This window comes from Pseudomonas poae (assembly GCA_028869255.1).
Taxonomy (GTDB): Bacteria; Pseudomonadota; Gammaproteobacteria; order Pseudomonadales; family Pseudomonadaceae; genus Aquipseudomonas; species Aquipseudomonas poae_C.
On sequence record CP110972.1, the window covers coordinates 5,759,523 to 5,777,977 of the forward strand.

At 60.3% G+C, this 18,455-nt stretch carries 21 protein-coding genes; 7 read left to right on the plus strand and 14 right to left on the minus strand.

Going from position 1 to position 18,455, the window contains the following annotated elements; translation table 11 throughout:
- The first annotated feature begins 33 nt into the window (after window positions 1–33).
- Window positions 34–681 (plus strand): hypothetical protein, encoded by a 648-nt coding sequence (locus LRS56_26120; protein WDU62197.1) that lies wholly within the window; start codon window positions 34–36, stop codon window positions 679–681.
- Window positions 682–810: 129 nt separating this feature from the next.
- Here the strand turns inward: LRS56_26120 and LRS56_26125 are convergent, their stop codons facing one another.
- The 3 genes from LRS56_26125 to LRS56_26135 form a co-directional block, all read right to left on the minus strand.
- Window positions 811–2,358, minus strand: a complete 1,548-nt coding sequence (locus LRS56_26125; GenBank protein ID WDU62198.1) for a SulP family inorganic anion transporter — start codon at window positions 2,356–2,358, stop codon at window positions 811–813.
- 85 nt (window positions 2,359–2,443) lie between these two features.
- The gene (locus LRS56_26130; protein ID WDU62199.1) at window positions 2,444–3,175 is read right to left on the minus strand and encodes a carbonic anhydrase; all 732 of its coding nucleotides are present in this window, start codon (window positions 3,173–3,175) and stop codon (window positions 2,444–2,446) included.
- 230 nt (window positions 3,176–3,405) lie between these two features.
- Window positions 3,406–4,464, minus strand: a complete 1,059-nt coding sequence (locus LRS56_26135; protein ID WDU62200.1) for a PA0069 family radical SAM protein — start codon at window positions 4,462–4,464, stop codon at window positions 3,406–3,408.
- A 209-nt stretch (window positions 4,465–4,673) separates the two neighbouring features.
- Between LRS56_26135 and LRS56_26140 the strand changes: the two genes are divergently transcribed.
- Complete coding sequence (locus tag LRS56_26140; GenBank protein WDU62201.1) at window positions 4,674–4,937, plus strand: hypothetical protein; 264 nt, start codon at window positions 4,674–4,676, stop codon at window positions 4,935–4,937.
- A 98-nt stretch (window positions 4,938–5,035) separates the two neighbouring features.
- Here the strand turns inward: LRS56_26140 and LRS56_26145 are convergent, their stop codons facing one another.
- From LRS56_26145 to prlC, 5 genes are all read right to left on the minus strand, one after another.
- Window positions 5,036–6,289 (minus strand): cytochrome c, encoded by a 1,254-nt coding sequence (locus tag LRS56_26145; protein ID WDU62202.1) that lies wholly within the window; start codon window positions 6,287–6,289, stop codon window positions 5,036–5,038.
- Between the two features lie 12 nt (window positions 6,290–6,301).
- A complete protein-coding gene (locus tag LRS56_26150; GenBank protein ID WDU62203.1) occupies window positions 6,302–8,086 on the minus strand; it encodes a GMC family oxidoreductase in 1,785 nt (594 codons plus the stop codon).
- A gap of 2 nt (window positions 8,087–8,088) precedes the next feature.
- Window positions 8,089–8,841: a gluconate 2-dehydrogenase subunit 3 family protein gene (locus LRS56_26155; protein WDU62204.1), complete on the minus strand. Its 753-nt coding sequence runs from the start codon at window positions 8,839–8,841 to the stop codon at window positions 8,089–8,091.
- 260 nt (window positions 8,842–9,101) lie between these two features.
- Window positions 9,102–9,377: a YheV family putative metal-binding protein gene (locus LRS56_26160; protein ID WDU62205.1), complete on the minus strand. Its 276-nt coding sequence runs from the start codon at window positions 9,375–9,377 to the stop codon at window positions 9,102–9,104.
- On the minus strand, window positions 9,374–11,425 hold the full coding sequence (gene prlC, locus LRS56_26165) for an oligopeptidase A (protein ID WDU62206.1): 2,052 nt from the start codon (window positions 11,423–11,425) through the stop codon (window positions 9,374–9,376). The genes LRS56_26160 and prlC overlap by 4 nt, the downstream gene beginning before the upstream one ends.
- 102 nt (window positions 11,426–11,527) lie before the next feature.
- Between prlC and LRS56_26170 the strand changes: the two genes are divergently transcribed.
- Both LRS56_26170 and LRS56_26175 read left to right on the plus strand, forming a co-directional pair.
- The gene (locus LRS56_26170; GenBank protein WDU62207.1) at window positions 11,528–12,070 is read left to right on the plus strand and encodes a gamma carbonic anhydrase family protein; all 543 of its coding nucleotides are present in this window, start codon (window positions 11,528–11,530) and stop codon (window positions 12,068–12,070) included.
- Entirely contained in the window at window positions 12,067–12,726 is a 660-nt protein-coding gene (locus LRS56_26175; protein ID WDU62208.1) for an HAD family hydrolase, read from the plus strand. The genes LRS56_26170 and LRS56_26175 overlap by 4 nt, the downstream gene beginning before the upstream one ends.
- A 74-nt stretch (window positions 12,727–12,800) precedes the next feature.
- Here the strand turns inward: LRS56_26175 and LRS56_26180 are convergent, their stop codons facing one another.
- Complete coding sequence (locus LRS56_26180; GenBank protein WDU62209.1) at window positions 12,801–13,844, minus strand: aminopeptidase; 1,044 nt, start codon at window positions 13,842–13,844, stop codon at window positions 12,801–12,803.
- A gap of 110 nt (window positions 13,845–13,954) precedes the next feature.
- Between LRS56_26180 and LRS56_26185 the strand changes: the two genes are divergently transcribed.
- A complete protein-coding gene (locus tag LRS56_26185) occupies window positions 13,955–14,377 on the plus strand; it encodes a hypothetical protein (GenBank protein ID WDU62210.1) in 423 nt (140 codons plus the stop codon).
- Here LRS56_26185 and LRS56_26190 read toward each other — a convergent pair whose 3' ends face one another.
- Both LRS56_26190 and LRS56_26195 read right to left on the minus strand, forming a co-directional pair.
- A complete protein-coding gene (locus LRS56_26190; GenBank protein ID WDU62211.1) occupies window positions 14,378–14,617 on the minus strand; it encodes a DUF1161 domain-containing protein in 240 nt (79 codons plus the stop codon). It lies immediately after the preceding gene.
- Window positions 14,618–14,759: 142 nt separating this feature from the next.
- On the minus strand, window positions 14,760–15,191 hold the full coding sequence (locus tag LRS56_26195) for an OsmC family protein (protein WDU62212.1): 432 nt from the start codon (window positions 15,189–15,191) through the stop codon (window positions 14,760–14,762).
- Between the two features lie 216 nt (window positions 15,192–15,407).
- Here LRS56_26195 and LRS56_26200 point away from each other — a divergent pair, with 216 nt between their 5' ends.
- A complete protein-coding gene (locus LRS56_26200; protein WDU62213.1) occupies window positions 15,408–16,409 on the plus strand; it encodes an LLM class flavin-dependent oxidoreductase in 1,002 nt (333 codons plus the stop codon).
- Window positions 16,410–16,470: 61 nt separating this feature from the next.
- Here the strand turns inward: LRS56_26200 and LRS56_26205 are convergent, their stop codons facing one another.
- Window positions 16,471–16,695, minus strand: coding sequence for a DUF1161 domain-containing protein (locus LRS56_26205; GenBank protein WDU62214.1), 225 nt, complete (start codon window positions 16,693–16,695; stop codon window positions 16,471–16,473).
- Window positions 16,696–16,810: 115 nt separating this feature from the next.
- Entirely contained in the window at window positions 16,811–17,026 is a 216-nt protein-coding gene (locus LRS56_26210; GenBank protein ID WDU62215.1) for a dodecin family protein, read from the minus strand.
- 157 nt (window positions 17,027–17,183) lie between these two features.
- Here LRS56_26210 and LRS56_26215 point away from each other — a divergent pair, with 157 nt between their 5' ends.
- Window positions 17,184–17,510: a DUF883 family protein gene (locus tag LRS56_26215; protein WDU62216.1), complete on the plus strand. Its 327-nt coding sequence runs from the start codon at window positions 17,184–17,186 to the stop codon at window positions 17,508–17,510.
- Window positions 17,511–17,516: 6 nt separating this feature from the next.
- Here the strand turns inward: LRS56_26215 and LRS56_26220 are convergent, their stop codons facing one another.
- On the minus strand, window positions 17,517–18,413 hold the full coding sequence (locus LRS56_26220; GenBank protein ID WDU62217.1) for a LysR family transcriptional regulator: 897 nt from the start codon (window positions 18,411–18,413) through the stop codon (window positions 17,517–17,519).
- Between the last annotated feature and the right edge of the window lie 42 nt (window positions 18,414–18,455).

Consider the following 18,455-nt stretch of genomic DNA (forward strand, 5'->3'; position numbering starts at 1 on the left):
CCCTTTTCCTACGCCTGCATCACTGGAGCCTTCATGAACACCGCCGCATTGCGCGAGCAGATTTCCCGTGCCCATCAACACGAAGCCAGCACGGGCCAGCTTGCCCAGCAACTGGAAAAACAATTGCCGCACCTGCATTCGGCCATCTCCCTGGCTGACGGTGATCGCAACATTGTTATGACCCGCTTTGTTACCGCCTACATCGAACTGGTGCCGGACCTGCTGGACGCAGCCAACGACGTGGCCCGCGAGGCCGGTATCGAAAGCCAGATCAAGCCGGTACTGAAGATCGCCGAGCATTTCTTCCTGCAACCGCCCGCGATCCTGGCCGGCCATGAAGGGCTCGACGGCCTGCTGGACGAGGCTTACCTGGCGCACCGCCTGGTTGAGGAAGTAAACGATCTGTATATCAAGCATTTCGGTCAGCCGCTGATTCCGGCGGATACGACCGTGGCCAACCTGATCGCCCATCAACTGATCGGCGAAGCATTCGCCAATCAATTGGATGAAGCCGTGCACCTGGCGGTGGATGAGATGCTGAACGAGGACAGCTTCGCATTGGAGTCTGTCGAGGCGTACCGCGAGACGCTCAAGAGCCCGAACACGGAAGCGGCGTGGAAGCGCTGGCCGTGCCTGTCGCGGCAATTGGGGGTTGAGTTGGCGCTGGATCAGCCTGCTTAAGTCTTTTGGCTGATGGAAATCAAATGTGGGAGCGGGCTTGCCCGCGAAAACGGAGTGTCAGTCACTGAATAATTGACTGAGCCACCGCATTCGCGAGCAAGCCCGCTCCCACATTTTCATCCGGTTTCGTCAGCCAGAGGAAGGCGCCGAACCTATGCCTACCGTCATCCGTACCCGGCCTTCCAACCGGCGCTTCAAGCCCCGGGCCTCGATCACCAGCTTCGAGCCCTTGGCCGCGTTCGCCCGACCCCATTCTTCCAGCAGTTCCAGGCAGGAATGGTCGATGTAACTCAAGTTGCTGAGCGGCACATGCAAGGTGGTCCCTGCGGGCACCGTCGACAGCACCTGGGTCAGGGCCGGCACTTTCAGAAAGGTCGCCGCACCGGTCAAGCGCAACTCCATCTCACCGTCCTGGGGCAGGTCGATCAGGCTGACCTTAAGCCGCGAAGCCTTGAAGGCCAGCTTCACCAACGTCAGCGCGAAGCCCACCAGCACACCGGTCAGCAGGTCGGTGAAGATAATCGCCAGCGCTGTCGCGGCATACGTGAACATCGGCATCCGGCCATATCGGCCCAGCGCGCGGAATGCCTTGAGGTCCACCAGCTTGATCCCGGTGTACACCAGCACGCCCGCCAGGCTCGCCACCGGAATGCTTTGCAGCACACTCGAGAGCAACAACACGAAGCCCAGCAGCCATACACCGTGGAACATTGCCGACAAACGTGTGGTGGCGCCGGCTTGCACGTTGGCCGAACTGCGCACGATCACGCCGGTCATCGGCAGGGCACCCACCAGGCCGCAGAGCATGTTGCCCACACCTTGGGCGGACAATTCCTTGTCGAAATCAGACCGCTGGCCGCTGTGCATGCGATCGACCGCTGCCGCAGACAACAGGGTCTCGGCGCTGGCAATAAACGCCACGGCGAACGCAGCAATCAACAGTTGCGGGTCAGCCAGGTTCAGCAAGTCGCTGGGGCGCAGCCAGTCGATGGCATCGGCAAGGTTTTCCGGGACTTCCACGCGCTTGACCTGCAACGCCAGCACCAGGCTGGTTACCGTTGCCAGGCCCACACCCAACAAGGCACCGGGCACAAAACGCAGTTTTTGCGGGCGAAATTTATCCCACAGGTACATCACCAGCATCGTCGAAAGCCCAAGCAAACCAGCCTGCCAACCCAGGCCACCGCCGAGGGTCGGAATCGCCTCGACCAACGCTGCCGGGAAACCCGCCAGGTTATCCAGCCCCGATGGCTTGGGCGCGCCGTCGAGCATCACATGCACCTGCGATAGCACAATCAGCACGCCGATCCCCGCCAGCATGCCGTACACCACCGCCGGTGCCGTGACGCGGAACCAGCACCCCAGGCGCAGACGCCCGGCCACCAGTTGCAGGAACCCCGCGAGCAGCAGGATCGGCCCGAGCATCATCATCCCGTGCTGGCGCACCAGCTCGAACACCAGCACCGCCAGACCCGCTGCGGGGCCACTGACCTGCAGCGGCGAACCCGCCAGCCAGCCCACCACCAGGCCGCCAATGATCCCGGTGATCAGCCCCTTGGCCGGTGGCATGCCGGACGCGATCGCGATGCCCATACACAAAGGCAGGGCGACCAGAAACACAACCACGGAGGCCAGCAGCTCCCGTGGCAATACAGCTTTTAATTGAGCAGCACGCATGATGACTCTCCCGAGGCATTCGCCGGGCGCGGCAAAGCCTGGCTGCGTCCATGGCAGCCACCGCATTACCCGGCAGGGAAGTGTTTTAGAAGCGCGCTTTAGGCGTCGCTGAAGGAATCGGCCCTTCGCCGCCCAACGGTCGGAACGTCGATTGATCCGCGTCGTAGGCCCGGATCTCGCTGGTCTCGATGTTGTAAATCCAGCCATGGATAAACAAATGACCATTAGCCATACGCGAGGCCACTGATGGGTGGGTGCGCAAGTGCTGCAACTGAGCGATGACGTTTTCTTCGGTCAGCACCTTCATGCTTTCGCCTTCATTGGCGCAGTCACAGTTGTCATGGACCATGGTCTTGGCAACCTCGGCGTGACGCAGCCAAGCCTTGACCGTCGGCATCTTCTCCAGGCTGTCCGGGTTGAGTACCGCGCGCATGGCGCCGCAATCGGAATGCCCGCACACAATGATGTGCTGCACGCCCAGGGCAAGTACGGCGTACTCGATGGCCGTGGAAACACCGCCGTTCATCTGGCCGTAAGGCGGCACCACATTGCCCACGTTGCGGGTCACGAACAGGTCGCCAGGGGAGCTTTGGGTTATCAGCTCAGGCACGATGCGCGAGTCGGCACAGGTAATGAACATCGCCCGAGGGCTCTGGGCCGTGGCGAGTTTTTTGAAGAGTTCTTCCTGCTGAGGGAAGACGTCGTGATGGAAATGCAAAAAGCCGTCAACGATGTGCTTTAGCGCTGCATCGGCGGATTCCGCCACCTGAGGGGCTGAAGCCGACGCAGCCAACGGCTGTTTATCCTTGTCACTCATGATTCATCCTCTTGATTAATGCAGGGGGGAGTTTTCAGGCAAGTTCGACGCCGGGCCAGTGGAATAGTTGTAAATATCCAAAAAGCCAGGCTTGCGACCCATCAGTCACTCGCTGAACAAGGTAACCACCGAAACTTAACTCAAACTGAATGAACCGCTCTAGGTCGCGGGTTTCAGTGATATCAAAACGCGACTATTCCTACAGAACAAGCAGGATACGCCTCTACAGCTTACAACAATGCCATCTGCCTGCCCGGTGGGCAAAACGCACTGCAATCCAGATTAAAGCCTTCCCGTCGATTGAGCCCCAGGCGCTTGATCGCCTTGCTGAAACGCTGCGCCAACAAATCGGCAAACGGCCCCTCGCCACGCATGCGTACGCCGAAACGGCTGTCATACACCTCCCCACCGCGCACCTGGCGCACCAGGCTCATCACATGCGCCGCCCGCTGCGGGTAATGCGCCGCCAGCCACTCCTCGAACAACGGCGCCACCTCCAACGGCAGGCGCAACATCATGTACGCCGCGCTTTGCGCACCGGCGGCGTGGGCTTCGGTGAGCAGGCTTTCCAGCTCGCTGTCGTTGATCATCGGGATCATCGGCGAGCACAGCACGCCCACCGGGATGCCTGCCTCACGCATCACCCGAATCGCCCGCAAACGCGCCTTGGGCGCCGCCGTGCGCGGCTCCAGGATACGTTTGAGCTCGTCATCCAGGCTGGTGAGGCTGATCATCACCGCCACCAGCCGCTGACGGGCCAGCTCGGTCAACAGGTCGAGGTCGCGCAGAATCAACGACCCCTTGGTGATGATGGTCACCGGGTGCCGGTAACGCAGCAGCACTTGCAGGGTTTGCCGGGTGATCTTGTACTCGCGCTCAATCGGCTGGTACGGGTCGGTATTGGAGCCCAGGTTGATCGGCGCACACACATAGCCCGGCTTCGAGAGCTGTTGCTCCAGCACGTCGGCGGCGTTGGTCTTGGCGATCAGTTTGGTTTCAAAATCCAGCCCCGGCGACATATCCCAATAGGCATGGCTGGGCCGCGCATAGCAGTAGATGCAGCCATGCTCGCAGCCACGATAGGGGTTGATCGAGCGATCGAACGGCAAATCCGGCGAATTGTTGCGCGTAATGATGCTCTTGGCCGTTTCGATACGCACTTCGGTGCCCTGTGTCGCGGGCACTTCCTGGAACCAGCCGTCGTCCTCGACCACGCTGACGGTAGGCGCAAAACGGTTGTGCAGATTGGTGCCGGTACCCCGCCCGCGGGGTGGAAGAGGAGCGTTCATGGGGCAGACCTCATAACTGTATTTATATACAGTAATCGAGCGTGCCGTTTCCCGCCACCGCCGCTCGGCGGGAAGACCTCAGGTCGCGCCAAAATTTATGCACTGTTTATAAATCGCAAGAAACAAATCGGCATACTTGAGTGATGGATTAAACTTCAGATGCGCAACTATGATTCCGGCTCAATTCATTAATACCACAAAGGATCTCTATGTCTCAGGATGAACTACGCTTGTCATGCGAAGACTTTGAAAAAGATAACAACGCGGAAATTTTACTCGAGCGTTTTACCGACGGTAATCTTTCATACGCAATGTACGCCTCCTCCTCCAACAAGAACGGGCACTATGACACCACCTCGGCCCCGACAGACCTGGACAATGATGACGATTTTGACGACGACGACAAGGCACTTTTCCTAACCATTGCCAACGCGTTCGCAAAGACATGCTCAGCGAAAAACCCAACTAATTAATATTGTAAACCGTCAATGACCCGACCTATATCTGCAAACAGATAAGGCCGGGGCATCAATATATAATGTGCGAGACTTAAACTTTTATTGTTGGGAGTTTATTTATTAGCCTCACGCAGACCTGCAACTTGTGCAGCACTTACTGCCGCCCCTTTATTACCCCAACTGCCACGCACGAAACTGACCACATCCGCCACTTCCTGGTCCGACAACCGCCAGGCAAACGCAGGCATAGTGAAGGTCGACGGCGCCGTATGGGTAGCAGGCAGGGTGCCGCCGTTCAACACGATGTTGATCAACGACGTGGCGTCCGCCGTCTGCAACACCGGGTTGCCCGCCAGCGCGGGGAATACCCGCGTGTAGCCGTGGCCATCGGTGCGGTGGCAAGCCGCGCAGTTGTCGATATACACCGACGCGCCCGGCGGGCTGTCATCGCCTTTCCACAGCGCCTCGGCCACCTGTTTGTCGTACTGGTGCGGCTGGTCCTTGGGGTCGACCGCCGGCAGGCTCTTCAGGTAACGGGCGATAGCGGTCAGGTCGCCTTCCGACATGTACTGCATGCTGTGGACTACAACATCGCTCATGCCGCCAAACACCGCGCTGCGCTCACTGCGACCGGTCTTGAGGAATTGCACCAGTTGCTCCTCGCTCCAGCTCCCGAGGCCGTCCTTGTGGTCGCCGCGCAGGCTTTTCGCGATCCAGCCTTCCAGCGGCGCGCTGCCGGACAGAAACGCATTGCCGTCGGTGGCACTCAGGGCTTTTTCCTGCATGGTCAACGCACGCGGCGTATGGCAAGCGCCGCAGTGGCCGAGCCCTTCAACCAGGTAGGCACCACGGCTCACCACCGGGTCGGTAGCCGCTGGTGCCGGATGCTCCTCGACCATCGGCGCAAACATCCAACGCCACGCGGCCAGAGGCCAACGCATGCTCAAGGGCCAGGGAATATCGCTGTCCTTGTTCTCCTGGGCGACCGGCTCCACGCCCTTCATAAAGTACGCATACAACGCCTGCATATCGCTGTCGCTGACACGCGCATAGGACGGATACGGCATCGCCGGGTAAAGCGTACTACCGTTCTTGGCGACGCCATGGCGTACGGCCTTGTCGAAGTCCTCAAAGCTGTAGTCGCCCAGGCCGGTTTTGTCCGGGGTGATGTTGGTGGAGTAGATCACGCCAATCGGGGTTTCCATCGGCAGCCCGCCCGCGAACGGCTTGCCGCCCTTGGCGGTGTGGCACGCCACGCAGTCACCGGCACGGGCCAGGTATTCGCCCTGCTTGATCAGGTCGCTCTCAGCCGCGCTCACCGAGCAACTGCTGAAGAGCGCGAAGGTCGCGATAACAAGTGCTTTCATGGTCATCACTCCTTATGCCTGAACCAGTGGGCCGGGGTTTTTCAAGTACTGCTCGCGGATCGCCCGCGCCGACCAATAGGTCAGCGCCGCCACCAGGCCGGTAGGGTTGTAGCCCAATCCTTGAGGGAAGGCGGACGCGCCTGGGACAAACACGTTGTGTACATCCCAGCACTGCAGATAGCGGTTCAGCGCACTGGTTTTCGGGTCGGTGCCCATGATCGCGCCGCCATTGAGGTGAGTGGTCTGGTACGCTGCGGTGTTGAAGTGCTCACCGACCTTTTTGCCCAGCAGAGCAATGGCCTTGGGGTTCATCGCTTCGGCGACCTTGCTCATTTTCTCGACCATGAAGCGGTTCATCTTGATGTCGTTTTCCTGCCAATCGAACGTCATGCGCAGCAGCGGCAGCCCGTAGGCATCGCGGTACACCGGGTCCAGATCGAGGTAGTTACCCCGGTAGGACTGATGGGCGCCGTGGGCGTCCATCGACACCTGGTGGGTGTAGTAATCGGCGGTGGCGCGTTTCCAGGCACTGCCCCAAGCCGGGGTGCCCGGTGGGTTGGAGGTGCCGGCAATCGGCCGGCTGCCTGCCTGGTTGACCCACATCGGCGAGCCGCCCACAAAGCCATGGGGCCCGTGGTCGAAGTTGTCGGCGTTGAAGTCATCCATCGCCACGCCATTGCCGCCGGCGCCGATGAAGTTGTTGGTGTGGGTGTCCTTGTCGAAGAACGCCTTGATGGTCGCCATGTTCTGGTAGGCGAAGTTCCGGCCCACCACGCCCTCGTTGGTAATCGGGTCGTACGGCTTGCCGATGCCCGACAGCAGCATCAGGCGCACGTTATGGAACTGGAACGCGCCGAGGATCACCAGGTCCGCCGGTTGCTCACATTCGCGGCCCTGGGCGTCGATGTAAGTCACGCCGGTGGCCTTGCTCTTGGTGCTGTCGAGGTTGACCTTGAGCACATGGGAATTGGGCCGCAGCTCGAAGTTCGGCACCTGGCGCAGCGCCGGCAGGATGTTCACGTTCGGCGAGGCTTTGGAGTACATGTAGCAGACATAGCCGCTGCAAAAACCACAAAAGTTGCACGGCCCCATTTGCGCGCCGTAGGGGTTGGTGTAAGGCCCCGAGGTGTTGGCCGACGGCAGGTTGTAGGGTTTGTAACCTACCTCGGTAGCCGCTTTCTGAAACAGCTGTGCGGAGACGGTGTTTTTCTGCGACTCCAGCGGGAACGGGTTGGAGCGATCCGGCGCGTACGGGTTGCCTCCACGGCCTTCGCCAACCAACTGACCCTTCACGGTCCAGGCTTGGCCGGAAGTGCCGAAGACTTTTTCCGCATAGTCGAAAAACGGCTCCAGCTCTTCATAACTGACGCCGAAGTCCTGGATGGTCATGTCCTTGGGAATGAAGTTTTTGCCGTAGCGCTCTTCATAGTGGCTGCGCATCCGCAGCTCGATAGGGTCGACACGGAAGTGCACGCCCGACCAGTGCAGGCCTGCACCACCGACGCCATTACCCGGCAAAAAGGCGCCGAGCTGACGGTTAGGCAAAGCAACGTCATTCACGCTATGGCGAATCGTCACCGTTTCCTTGGAAATGTCCTGGAAGAGTTTTTTACGCACGCTGTAGGTCAGTTCGTCGATGACCTGGGGATAGTTGCCGTCCGGATAGGTGTCCTGCATCGGGCCGCGCTCCAGCGCTACCACGTTGAGGCCCGCTTCGGTCAGCTCTTTGGCCATGATCGCGCCGGTCCAGCCGAAGCCTACGATAACCGCATCCACTTTCTTCATGATGGTCGCCACGTTTATGCCCTCTCGCCGCGAATGGAAACAGCCGGGAAGGGGTATTGCTCGTTGCGTTCAACCCAGTCCATGAAATCGGCGCGGGCGCCGGGGAAGCCGATCATGGTCCAGCCGACCATGCCTTTGTTGCCGCCGTGGATCGGGTCGCAGAAGAACCCTTCCTTGGTGTTTTGCAGCAGCAGGTTGAAGAAGATCTTGGGCGGCACCGCATCGAAATGCGTGGCGACTTCACTGCCGCCAGCCTCCAGACGGTGCAACATGTCGTCTCGGGTAGCGCTGTCTTGCGCAGCAAAAGCTTTACCATTGAACGCCTTTGACCAGGCATCCGTGGCAGCAATGCCCAAGCGATAAATCTCTTTGGGCACCAATTTGCTCTGCCAGCCCATCTCTGGCGCGGCGTCGGCATTGAACGGGCCTTGCATGAACCACAGGGCGCCGCTGGCATACGGCGTGTTCATCTGACGGTCGATGTATTCCGGCACGCCGGCTTCCAGGGCGCCTGGGCCTTGGGCGTCGGCGGGGATCAGACGCTCGACGGCAGCGTTGATAAACGCCCATTCCTCGGCGCTGAAATAGCTCGGTTCATAAGCCTTGTCGCTCACCGCAGGCTTGGCCGGCGCTGCCTGGGCAGGCTCAGGCGTGGCCATCAGCATCGAGCCGCCAAGGCCGGTGCTGGCAACCGTGACCACCGGGATCAAGGTCAAGGATTTGCGCAAAAAGTCACGCCGGGGGTTGTCTTGATCTTGATCAGACATGGTGGCACCTCATCATGTGGTCACGGGTTTGTTCGGCCGCTTCTTGGGAGCAGCTCGTGCGATTTTGGCAATCAATGGTTACAAATGATAGCAGGCTAAGCATGTAGAGAATGGATTCAGCGACCTAAGTCGAATAAACCCAGGCAAAAAAATGTGGGAGGGGGCTTGCTCCCGATAGCGCTGGGTCAGCCAATTGGAGGCTGACTGACCTTGTGCTATCGGGGGCAAGCCCCCTCCCACATTGGGTGTGCGTAGGGCTGTTAGTCTTTCTTGAGTTTCGGATTGGGAAAGAACTGCACCGCCTGCACCTTGGGGTCGGCCGGCGCTTTCAATGCCGAGGTGTTCACCCGCGTGCCGAGCTCCCTGGGCACTGACAAGCCCTGATCATTCAGGGTGTCGGTATAACCGCAGGCCACGCATTCACGGTGCGGCACGTTGTCCTCGGTCCACATTTTCAGCTTGTCCGGCTCGCTGCACGCCGGGCAGACCGCCCCGGCGATAAACTGCTTTTTGGTGATCACAGGCCCTTCGCTCATGCTGCCGCGTCCTCACTCAGGCCGCTGTGGCGCAAGAGTGCGTCAATCGACGGCGCCCGTCCGCGGAAGTCGACGAACAGCACCATCGGTGCTTGCGAGCCGCCACGCGCCAGGATTGCCTCGCGGAATGCCCGGCCGGTTTCGGCATTGAGCACGCCCTCTTCTTCGAACTTGGAGAAGGCATCCGCCGACAATACTTCGGCCCATTTGTAGCTGTAGTAACCCGCCGCGTAACCGCCGGCAAAGATGTGCGCGAAGCTGTTGGGGAAGCGGTTGTAGGCCGGTGGGCGCATCACCGAGACCTCGTCGCGCACGCCTTCGAGCACCTGCGCCACTGTGCGGCCATCGCCGTGGGTGGCATGCAGTTCGAAGTCGAACAGCGAGAATTCCAACTGGCGCACCATCATCAGGCCGGACTGGAAGTTCTTCGCCGCGAGCATTTTTTCCAGCAGGTCCTGGGGCAGCGGCTCGCCGCTTTCATAGTGGCCGGAGATCAGCGCCAGGCCTTCCGGCTCCCAGCACCAGTTCTCCATGAACTGGCTCGGCAACTCCACCGCGTCCCAGGCCACGCCGTTGATGCCGGACACACCGGCGTGTTCAACGCGGGTCAGCAGGTGGTGCAGGCCGTGGCCGAACTCGTGGAACAGGGTGGTCACTTCATCGTGGGTCAGCAGGGCAGGCTTGCCGCTGTCGGCCGGAGTGAAGTTGCACACCAGGTTGGCCACCGGGCTTTGCAGCACGCCATCGACGGTGCGACGACGGTCGCGGGCGCCGTCCATCCAGGCACCGCCACGCTTGTTGGCGCGGGCGTACAGGTCGAAGAAGAAGCGGCCGACGTGCTGGCCGTTTTCCTTGATTTCGAACAGGCGAACATCCGGGTGCCAGGTGTCGAAGCCTTTTTGCTCGGCAATCTCGATGCCGTACAAGCGCTGCACGATGGCGAACAGGCCGCCCAGCACTTTGTCGATCGGGAAGTAGGCGCGCAGGGCTTCCTGGGACACGCTGTAGCGCTGCTCACGGAGTTTCTCGCCGTAGAAACCGCTGTCCCAACTCTGCAGGTCGGCGCAGCCCTGTTCGGCGGCGTAAGCCTTGAGCTGTTGCAGGTCCTGGGCAGCAAAGGGCTTGCTGCGCTTGGCCAGGTCGCGCAGGAAGCTCAGCACCTGGTCGCTGGACTCGGCCATTTTGGTGGCCAGGCTCAGTTCGGAGAACGACGCATAACCCAACAGCTTGGCCAACTCCTGACGCAGGTCGAGGATCTGTTCCATCACCGGGCCGTTATCATTCTGACCGGCATTCGGGCCTTGGTCCGACGCACGGGTGCAGTAGGCCGCGTAGACTTCTTCACGCAGGGCGCGGTCCTGGGCGTAGGTCATCACCGCGTAATAGCTCGGGAACTCCAGGGTAATCAGCCAGCCATCGAGGCCTTTGGCCTGGGCGGCGGCGGCCATTTGCGCCTTGGCCGAGTCGGTCAGGCCGGCGAGGGTGGCTTCGTCGGTGACGTGTTTGGTCCAGGCCTGGGTGGCGTCCAGCAGTTGGTTGGAGAACTTGCTGCCCAGCTCGGACAGTTTGCTCTGCACTTCGGCGTAACGTTTTTGCTGCTCGGGCGGCAAATCAATACCCGACAGGCGGAAGTCGCGCAGCGAATGTTCCAGGATGGTTTTTTGCGCCACGTCGAAACCGGCGGCTTCCGGGCTATTGGCCAAGGCTTCGAAAGCCTGGAACAGTGCGCGGTTCTGGCCCATCTCGGTGGAGTAGGCGCTCAACGCTGGCAGGCAGCCTTCATAGGCTTCGCGCAATTCGGCGCTGTTGCACACGGCGTTGAGGTGGCTGACCGGGCTCCAGGCAGCGCCCAGGCGGTCATTCAGTTCGTCCATGGCCAGGACCAGGCCGGCCCATGTCGGGTTTTTGCCCTGGCTTTGCAGGATGCCTTCGATGGCAACGCGGTTGTCGGCGAGGATCTGTTCGATGGCCGGCTGGACGTGCTCGGCACGGATCGCCGAGAACGGCGGCAGGTCGTAGGGCTGCAGAAGAGGGTTGTTCGCGCTCACGGTTGGCACCTTGGCTGAAGAAACATGTAAGAACAAAGATGGGGCCATCTTAATTACAATCAACGCCCACCGCAGCTATCAGCAGATAAGAGAGAGGCTATCGTGACCCTTCGCACCTATCAGAACCACACGCCAACCCTCGGCGCCGGGGCTTTTGTCGATATTTCGGCGGTGGTGATCGGCGATGTCGAAATCGGCACCGACAGCTCGGTGTGGCCGCTGACCGTGATTCGCGGCGACATGCACCGCATCCGCATCGGTGCGCGCACCAGCGTGCAGGACGGCTGCGTGCTGCACATCACCCACGCCGGCCCCTTCAACCCGGACGGCTTTGCGCTGCTGATCGGCAATGACGTGACCATCGCCCACAAAGTCATGCTGCACGGTTGCACCGTCGGTAATCGCATCCTGATCGGCATGGGCAGCATCGTGATGGATGGCGCCGTGGTGGAAGACGACGTGATCATCGGCGCCGGGAGCCTGGTACCGCCGGGCAAAAAACTCGAAAGCGGCTTTTTGTATGTGGGCAGCCCGGTTAAACAAGTCCGCGCACTGACTGACAAGGAACGCGCCTTTTTCACCTACAGCGCGGCGAACTACGTGAAGCTCAAAGACCTGCACCTGGCTGAAGGATTCGATCAATGACCCTGCATTACCCCACCGTCCTGTTCGACCTGGATGGCACCCTCACCGACCCGCGTGAGGGCATCACCCGCTCGATCCAGTACGCCCTCGGCAAACTGGGCATCGACGAACCTGACCTGGCCAAGCTCGAACACTTCATCGGCCCGCCGTTGCTGCAAGCGTTCATGCAGTTCTATGACCTCGATGAGCCCAAGGCGTGGGAAGCGTTGAATTTCTACCGCGAGCGTTTCAAGGTCACCGGGCTGTACGAAAACCGCGTGTTCGACGGCGTGATGCCGTTGCTGGAAGATTTGAGCCGCCAGGGCCGCCAACTGTATATCGCGACGTCCAAGCCTTGGGTGTTTGCCCGCGAGATCGCTCGGCATTTCGATTTTGCCAAGCACTTCAAGGTGATTTACGGCAGCGAACTGGATGGGACGCGTACCAACAAAGTCGAGTTGATTGCTCACTTGATGAGCGAAGAGGGCCTGGACCCGGCCACGACCTTGATGATTGGTGATCGCAAGCACGACCTGATCGGGGCGCGGAGCAACGGGCTGGATTCGGCTGCGGTGGGGTATGGGTTTGGCAGTTTTGAGGAGCTGAACGCCGAGGCGCCGACCTGGCACTTTGAGACGTTGGGCGAGATGCATCAGGCGTTTTTGCAACGGCCTTGAGATCGCTATCGCAGGCAAGCCAGCTGCCGGTGTACGCCGCTCCAATGTGGGAGCTGGCTTGCCTGCGATGAGGCCTAATGGCCAACAATTTCCAGCTGCCTCAATGCCGCCTTACGCTGCCCTACCGGCAACCCACCCAGCTTCTCCACCGCCGCAAAGAACTTCACCCAATCCCCGCCCTCCTGCGCAAACAATGCAGCAAACGCCGGCACCCACTGGTCATACAGCCCGAACGGCAACAGCTTCGCATTGTTCATCGGCTGGTTGATCCAGGCGTCATAGCGTTTATCGCCAGCCCATTGGTTGTCGCGAAGTTGCCGGTAATCGCTGCGCAAACGCTCGAATTCCGCAGCTTTGCGCTGGCGCATCACATCGGCCGCCAGCGGCTGGGCGTAAAGTGTTTCCAGGCGTTTGCGCGTGTCGAGAACCAGCCGGATAAATTGATCGCGTTGCTGCAACGCCGCAGTGCCGAGCGGCGCCAGGCCTCGCGCCGCACGCCATTGGCGGGTGCCTTCCTGCTCGACGAAGTTGGCGTAGGACTCGTTGAACTCAGTGTCGTCCTTCACGTAAAAACGCTGGTGCGCCAGCTCGTGGAAGATCAGCGTGGCCAGGCGCTCATCACCCCAGCTCAGCATTGAGTTCATGATCGGATCGTTAAACCAGCCCAAGGTGGAATAGGCCTCGACGCCGCCAATCGACACATCCATGCCTTGTTGTTTCAACAGCGCCGCCTCGCCTCGCGCCGCCCCTTGGTTGTAATAGCCGCGATAAGCGACGCAACCGGCAATCGGAAAGCAATGGGTTTCCGGCGACAGGGAAAATTCCTGCGTGGCGAAGACATTCCAGACCACATAGGCCCGGCCAATGTCCGCATACAAGCGGTAACTCTGGTTGTCGGGAAGGTGCAGGTGCTCACTGGCGAACGTACGCGCTTTTTGCGACTGCTCCAGGTGGTCACGCAATACCTGTGGGCGGGAAGGGTCTGCGATGACCTCGGAAACCGGCTCCCGGGCCCGCAACAATTGCCACTGACCGCCCGCCAACTGGCTGTAATAAGTGATGCTGGAGCAGCCGCTGAGCAGCACAACCACCCACACCGCAAGAAAACGCCTGACCATGCCCCAACCGCTCCTGGGTGATTTGTGCGCCAGACTATCCTGCCTGCAGGGAGTTTTTCCATGGCGTGGCGTGTTTATACTCAAACCTCTCCTAGTGTTGAGTACCCGCCATGCGTCAGCTTTTGCTTCCCGTCGCCGCCCTGTTTCTCAGCGCCTGTGCTTCGACGCCGCTGCCACCGGTCGACCCGCAACAGGCATGGGTCGATTTCGCCACGCCGACACCCGGCGCCAAGCTGGTGATGGCCCAGCGTCTGGATGGCAAGAACCTACCGGACGGGCGCTACTTCCAGTTCCCACCGGGCGGTCATGAGTTAATGGTGCGTTTTGATTTTGAAGTCCCCACCGGCGGCAGCCTCAGCGGGTTTGGGCAAACCAGCGACCGTACCTGCTTCATCACCTTGCAGTATGACCATTTCGAGGCCGGCCAGCGTTATCGACTGGAAGGGCGTTCGCTGGGCTACACGCCGAATATCCGGCTGTACAACGCAGCACGTCAGTTGTTGGCGCAGGAGCGCAGCGTCAACTGTCTGTGATCAGTCGTTGTTTTTCTGATAGACGATGGCTTTGGTGCCGTTCTCACAGCTGCCGACGACCATGGCCACGTCGTGCTTGTCGGCCTCTTCCTTGCTGACGATTTCCAGCGTGTAGGACGGAACGGCATTCGCCTGAATCTTGACCTCGATCTCTTTCCTGAGCTCTTCGCAGTCTTTTGGCGCGGCCAAGGCCGAGGTTGCCAGTGCACCGCAGATAACCGCCAAGGCAATACGTTTCATCAGTGAAGCTCCCTAAATGCATTGCGCACGGGTGTGCGTCTAAGGCTGCATAAGCTATAGGACCACAACGGTGAAACACGAGTTCTGATTTAACGCATAACTAAATGAGGGAGCGGCTCGCTCCCTCATTGCGCCTGCCGGATCAGCTGACCAGCGTGGCGTCCAGGCTGATTTTCGCATTCAGCACCTTGGACACCGGGCACCCTTCCTTGGCTTTTTTGCTCAGTTCATCGAACTGCGCCTGGCTTGCACCCGGGATCTTGGCCTTTAGGATCAGGTGCACGGCGGTGATCGCAAAGCCCCCGTCAACCTGGTCCAGCGTCACTTCGGCCTGGGTGTCGATGCTGTCGGCCTTAAGGCCCGCGTCGCCCAGAATCATGGAGAACGCCATGGAGAAACAGCCGGCGTGGGCCGCACCGATCAACTCTTCAGGGTTGGTACCCTTGCCGCCTTCGAAACGCGCCTTGAAGCCGTAGGGCGCTTCGCGCAGCACGCCGGTTTCGGTGGAGATAGAACCCAGGCCAGTCTTCAGGTCACCTTCCCAATGCGCGGATGCTTTTTTAACGATACTCATAGCTTTCTCCTCGAACGGTGGTTTTGCGTCAGTAAGGGTTCTGAGGATAGACCGCGTGGCAAAGTTCATCTTGTCGGAGAAACCCAGCAATTTAGTAGGAAATTACATGCTCGCTATTGAATCTCGGGTATATGCCCTCATTGCATAGAACATGCACATGAAGCGGCAGGTTTTGGTTCGTCTATAAGCCTGCGCACCTATTGGAGAAGCAGGCTTATGAAATCGCTGTCCGACGTGAAGTTCTCGACCCTGGACCTGGTGCCCGTGCGGGCCAATGGCAGCCCGGCGCAGTCGTTGCGCAATTCCCTGGACTTGGCCCAGCACGTGGAAAAGTTTGGCTACAACCGTTTCTGGGTGGCTGAACACCACAACATGGACGGCATTGCCAGCTCGGCCACCTCGGTGTTGCTGGGCTACCTGGCGGGCGGCACTTCGACCATTCGCGTCGGCTCTGGCGGCGTGATGCTGCCCAACCACGCGCCATTGGTGATCGCCGAGCAGTTCGGCACGCTCGAAAGCCTCTACCCCGGCCGTATCGACCTGGGCCTGGGCCGCGCCCCCGGTTCCGACCAGATGACTGCCCGCGCCCTGCGCCGTGAACGCTCGGGCAGCGCCGACGATTTCCCGGATGATGTGGCCGAGCTGATGGCCTACCTCGGCCCACGCACCCCGGACCAGCGGGTAATCGCCGTGCCCGGCACCGGCACCAATGTGCCGGTGTGGCTGCTCGGTTCGAGCCTGTTCAGCGCGCAATTGGCAGGCGAGCGCGGTTTGCCCTACGCCTTCGCCTCGCATTTCGCACCGCGCCTTATGCATGAAGCGGTTCGCGTGTATCGCAACCACTTCAAGCCTTCAGCCGTACTGGACAAGCCCTACGTGATGCTCGGCATTCCGCTGGTAGCCGCCGACACCGACGAACAGGCCGATTACCTGGCCACCTCGGTGTACCAACGCATCCTGGCGCTGATGCGCGGGCAAAGCCTGGTGCAGCGCCCGCCGGTAAAAACCATGGACGGCCTGTGGCTGCCCCATGAAAAGGACGCAGTGGGCAGCTTCCTCGGCCTGGCCATGGTTGGCAGCCCGGCGAAGATCCGCGCCAAACTGGAGGTGCTGGTCGAACAAACCGGCGCCGATGAGCTGATCTTTACCTGCGACCTATACGAACACGCCGACCGGATTCATTCCTACGAGTTGCTGGCGCAGTTGATGAAGGGCTAAAACCCTCAGGCGAAAAAAAACCGACGCACCTGCGTCGGTTTTTTATGTCTGGAACACGGGATTAACCGCGCTTGTAGACGATTTCCTTGGTGCCGCCTTCGCAGCTGCCGACCACTTTGGCGTCGGTCGATGCGCCTTTATCTACCACTTCCAGCGAATAACCCGTAGCGCCCTTGGCGTCGATTTTCGCTGCGATTTCGCTTTTCAGCTCTTCACAAGGCTTGCCCGCCGCCAGGGCTGTGCCCGCAATGCTCAACAAACCTACCGCTAACAGGAACTTCTTCATCCGTTACTTTCCTTGCGCTGATCGAAAAGAGCGTGCCGACGCTTTCGCATCGGCACCCATTGGTTGTAGCGCAGGTTATGGCAATCGGCCAGTCGGCAAAGTTCAACCGGCGTGATCAACTACTGGCAATTCGGAACCCCACCTTCAGGGTGACCTGGAAGTGCGCCGCCTTGCCGTCCTTGATGTGGCCACGGGTTTCGGTCACCTCGAACCACTCCAGGTGCTTGATGCTCTTGCTGGCTTCAGCCAGGGCGTTATTGATCGCGTCTTCGATGCTGGTGGTGGAAGAACCCACCAGTTCGACTTTCTTGTAGGTGTGATGATCACTCATGGCGTTTCTCCTAGGGGTCGTCAATCAAGACTAGCAGTGAATATTCGTACTGCTTCTGGCGACTGTTCCTACCCGAAAGTTCAGATTTACTGCACTTTCTGAAAACGCTGGAGTCGGTATCTACACATGCCACTCAATCACTTCAGGAGATGTCCAAATGGCCAACACTTCTTTACGCAAAGCGTCGCTGGAAAGCATGGAAGCCGAGATTTCGAGCCTGCTCAAGTCCCTTGAGAGCCTCAAGGATGATGCGTCCGATGAGTCGCGCAAAACCCTGAAGGCCCTGAAAAGCAATGCCGAGAATGCCCTCAAGCACTCCCGTCACCTGATCAGCGATGCCTACGAAGAAAGCAAAGTCAAAATCCGCGAAACCGGTGTTGCAACCCGCGACTACGCACAAGAGCACCCATGGACTACCGCCGGCGTCGCTGTAGGCGCACTGGGTCTGCTGGCGGCTTACCTGCTGTGCAAACGCGGCGACTGATTTTACCTACAGCGGCTGGCGCAACAGCTCAGCCTTGAGCCATTGCGCCAACTGACCCGCGCGCCCGTCTGCGGCGCGCTTGGGTAGCCACAACGCCAGGTGCGCCGGGGTTTCACTGAAACCCCACGGCGCCACCAGGCGACCCGCTCGCAGGTCCTCCGCCACCAGCGGCTGCGGTGCAATCGCCACACCCAAACCGGCCACCGCCGCTTCCAGCAAATAATACAAATGCTCGAACCCCTGGCCGTGTCTCAACGTGCCGGGCTCGATGCCGTGTTGCTGCGCCCAACTGGGCCAGGCTTGCGGGCGTGAGGTGGTGTGCAACAGGGCCTCGTCACACAACGCCGAGGCTGGCGCCTGGCGCAGACGCTCGTAACCGGCAAAACGCGGGCTCATCACCGGGCCGATGCGCTCGCTGGCCAGCTCGTACACCTGCATATCCGCGGGCCACGGCGGTTCGGCGAAGACCAGCAGGGCATCCAGCCCGGGGCGACGCGGGTCGAGATCGCCGTCGCCCGCCGACAGGTGCAGGCGCAGGTCCGGCAAGTCTGCGTTCAAACGGCCCAGACGCGGGATCAGCCAGCGCGCCAGCAGGCTGCCCGAGCAGCCGAGCACGAAGGGTGCGTCGGCGCTGGCTTGGGTGAGTTCGGCGCATACATCCCTTAACCGCTCGAATGCCTCAGCGCTGGCGTCTCGCAGCCGCACACCGGCATCTGTGAGTTTAAGGCCGCGCCCATCCTTGACGAACAGGCTGACCCCCAAGTGCTCTTCCAGCACCTTCAATTGCCGGCTCACCGCGCCATGCGTGACGTGAAGTTTCTCGGCGGCCTGGCTAACGCTGTTGAGTCGGGCAGTGGCTTCAAAGGCGCGCAGGGCGTTGAGGGGGGGTAGGTCTCGGCTCATCTGTGAGTTTTCCTGACAGGTTACGGCGATCTTATCGGTTTT

Excerpts from the sequence above, each read along its gene's own strand:
- LRS56_26135 (WDU62200.1), bottom strand. The coding sequence starts at position 4,464 with ATGAACGCTCCTCTTCCACCCCGCGGGCGGGGTACCGGCACCAATCTG.
- LRS56_26180 (WDU62209.1), bottom strand. The coding sequence starts at position 13,844 with ATGGTCAGGCGTTTTCTTGCGGTGTGGGTGGTTGTGCTGCTCAGCGGC.
- LRS56_26190 (WDU62211.1), bottom strand. The coding sequence starts at position 14,617 with ATGAAACGTATTGCCTTGGCGGTTATCTGCGGTGCACTGGCAACCTCG.
- LRS56_26160 (WDU62205.1), bottom strand. The coding sequence starts at position 9,377 with ATGAGCGAAGGGCCTGTGATCACCAAAAAGCAGTTTATCGCCGGGGCG.
- LRS56_26220 (WDU62217.1), bottom strand. The coding sequence starts at position 18,413 with ATGAGCCGAGACCTACCCCCCCTCAACGCCCTGCGCGCCTTTGAAGCC.
- LRS56_26185 (WDU62210.1), top strand. The coding sequence starts at position 13,955 with ATGCGTCAGCTTTTGCTTCCCGTCGCCGCCCTGTTTCTCAGCGCCTGT.
- LRS56_26140 (WDU62201.1), top strand. The coding sequence starts at position 4,674 with ATGTCTCAGGATGAACTACGCTTGTCATGCGAAGACTTTGAAAAAGAT.
- LRS56_26175 (WDU62208.1), top strand. The coding sequence starts at position 12,067 with ATGACCCTGCATTACCCCACCGTCCTGTTCGACCTGGATGGCACCCTC.
- LRS56_26210 (WDU62215.1), bottom strand. The coding sequence starts at position 17,026 with ATGAGTGATCATCACACCTACAAGAAAGTCGAACTGGTGGGTTCTTCC.
- LRS56_26205 (WDU62214.1), bottom strand. The coding sequence starts at position 16,695 with ATGAAGAAGTTCCTGTTAGCGGTAGGTTTGTTGAGCATTGCGGGCACA.
- LRS56_26120 (WDU62197.1), top strand. The coding sequence starts at position 34 with ATGAACACCGCCGCATTGCGCGAGCAGATTTCCCGTGCCCATCAACAC.
- LRS56_26130 (WDU62199.1), bottom strand. The coding sequence starts at position 3,175 with ATGAGTGACAAGGATAAACAGCCGTTGGCTGCGTCGGCTTCAGCCCCT.
- LRS56_26195 (WDU62212.1), bottom strand. The coding sequence starts at position 15,191 with ATGAGTATCGTTAAAAAAGCATCCGCGCATTGGGAAGGTGACCTGAAG.
- LRS56_26155 (WDU62204.1), bottom strand. The coding sequence starts at position 8,841 with ATGTCTGATCAAGATCAAGACAACCCCCGGCGTGACTTTTTGCGCAAA.
- LRS56_26200 (WDU62213.1), top strand. The coding sequence starts at position 15,408 with ATGAAATCGCTGTCCGACGTGAAGTTCTCGACCCTGGACCTGGTGCCC.
- LRS56_26215 (WDU62216.1), top strand. The coding sequence starts at position 17,184 with ATGGCCAACACTTCTTTACGCAAAGCGTCGCTGGAAAGCATGGAAGCC.
- LRS56_26145 (WDU62202.1), bottom strand. The coding sequence starts at position 6,289 with ATGAAAGCACTTGTTATCGCGACCTTCGCGCTCTTCAGCAGTTGCTCG.
- LRS56_26125 (WDU62198.1), bottom strand. The coding sequence starts at position 2,358 with ATGCGTGCTGCTCAATTAAAAGCTGTATTGCCACGGGAGCTGCTGGCC.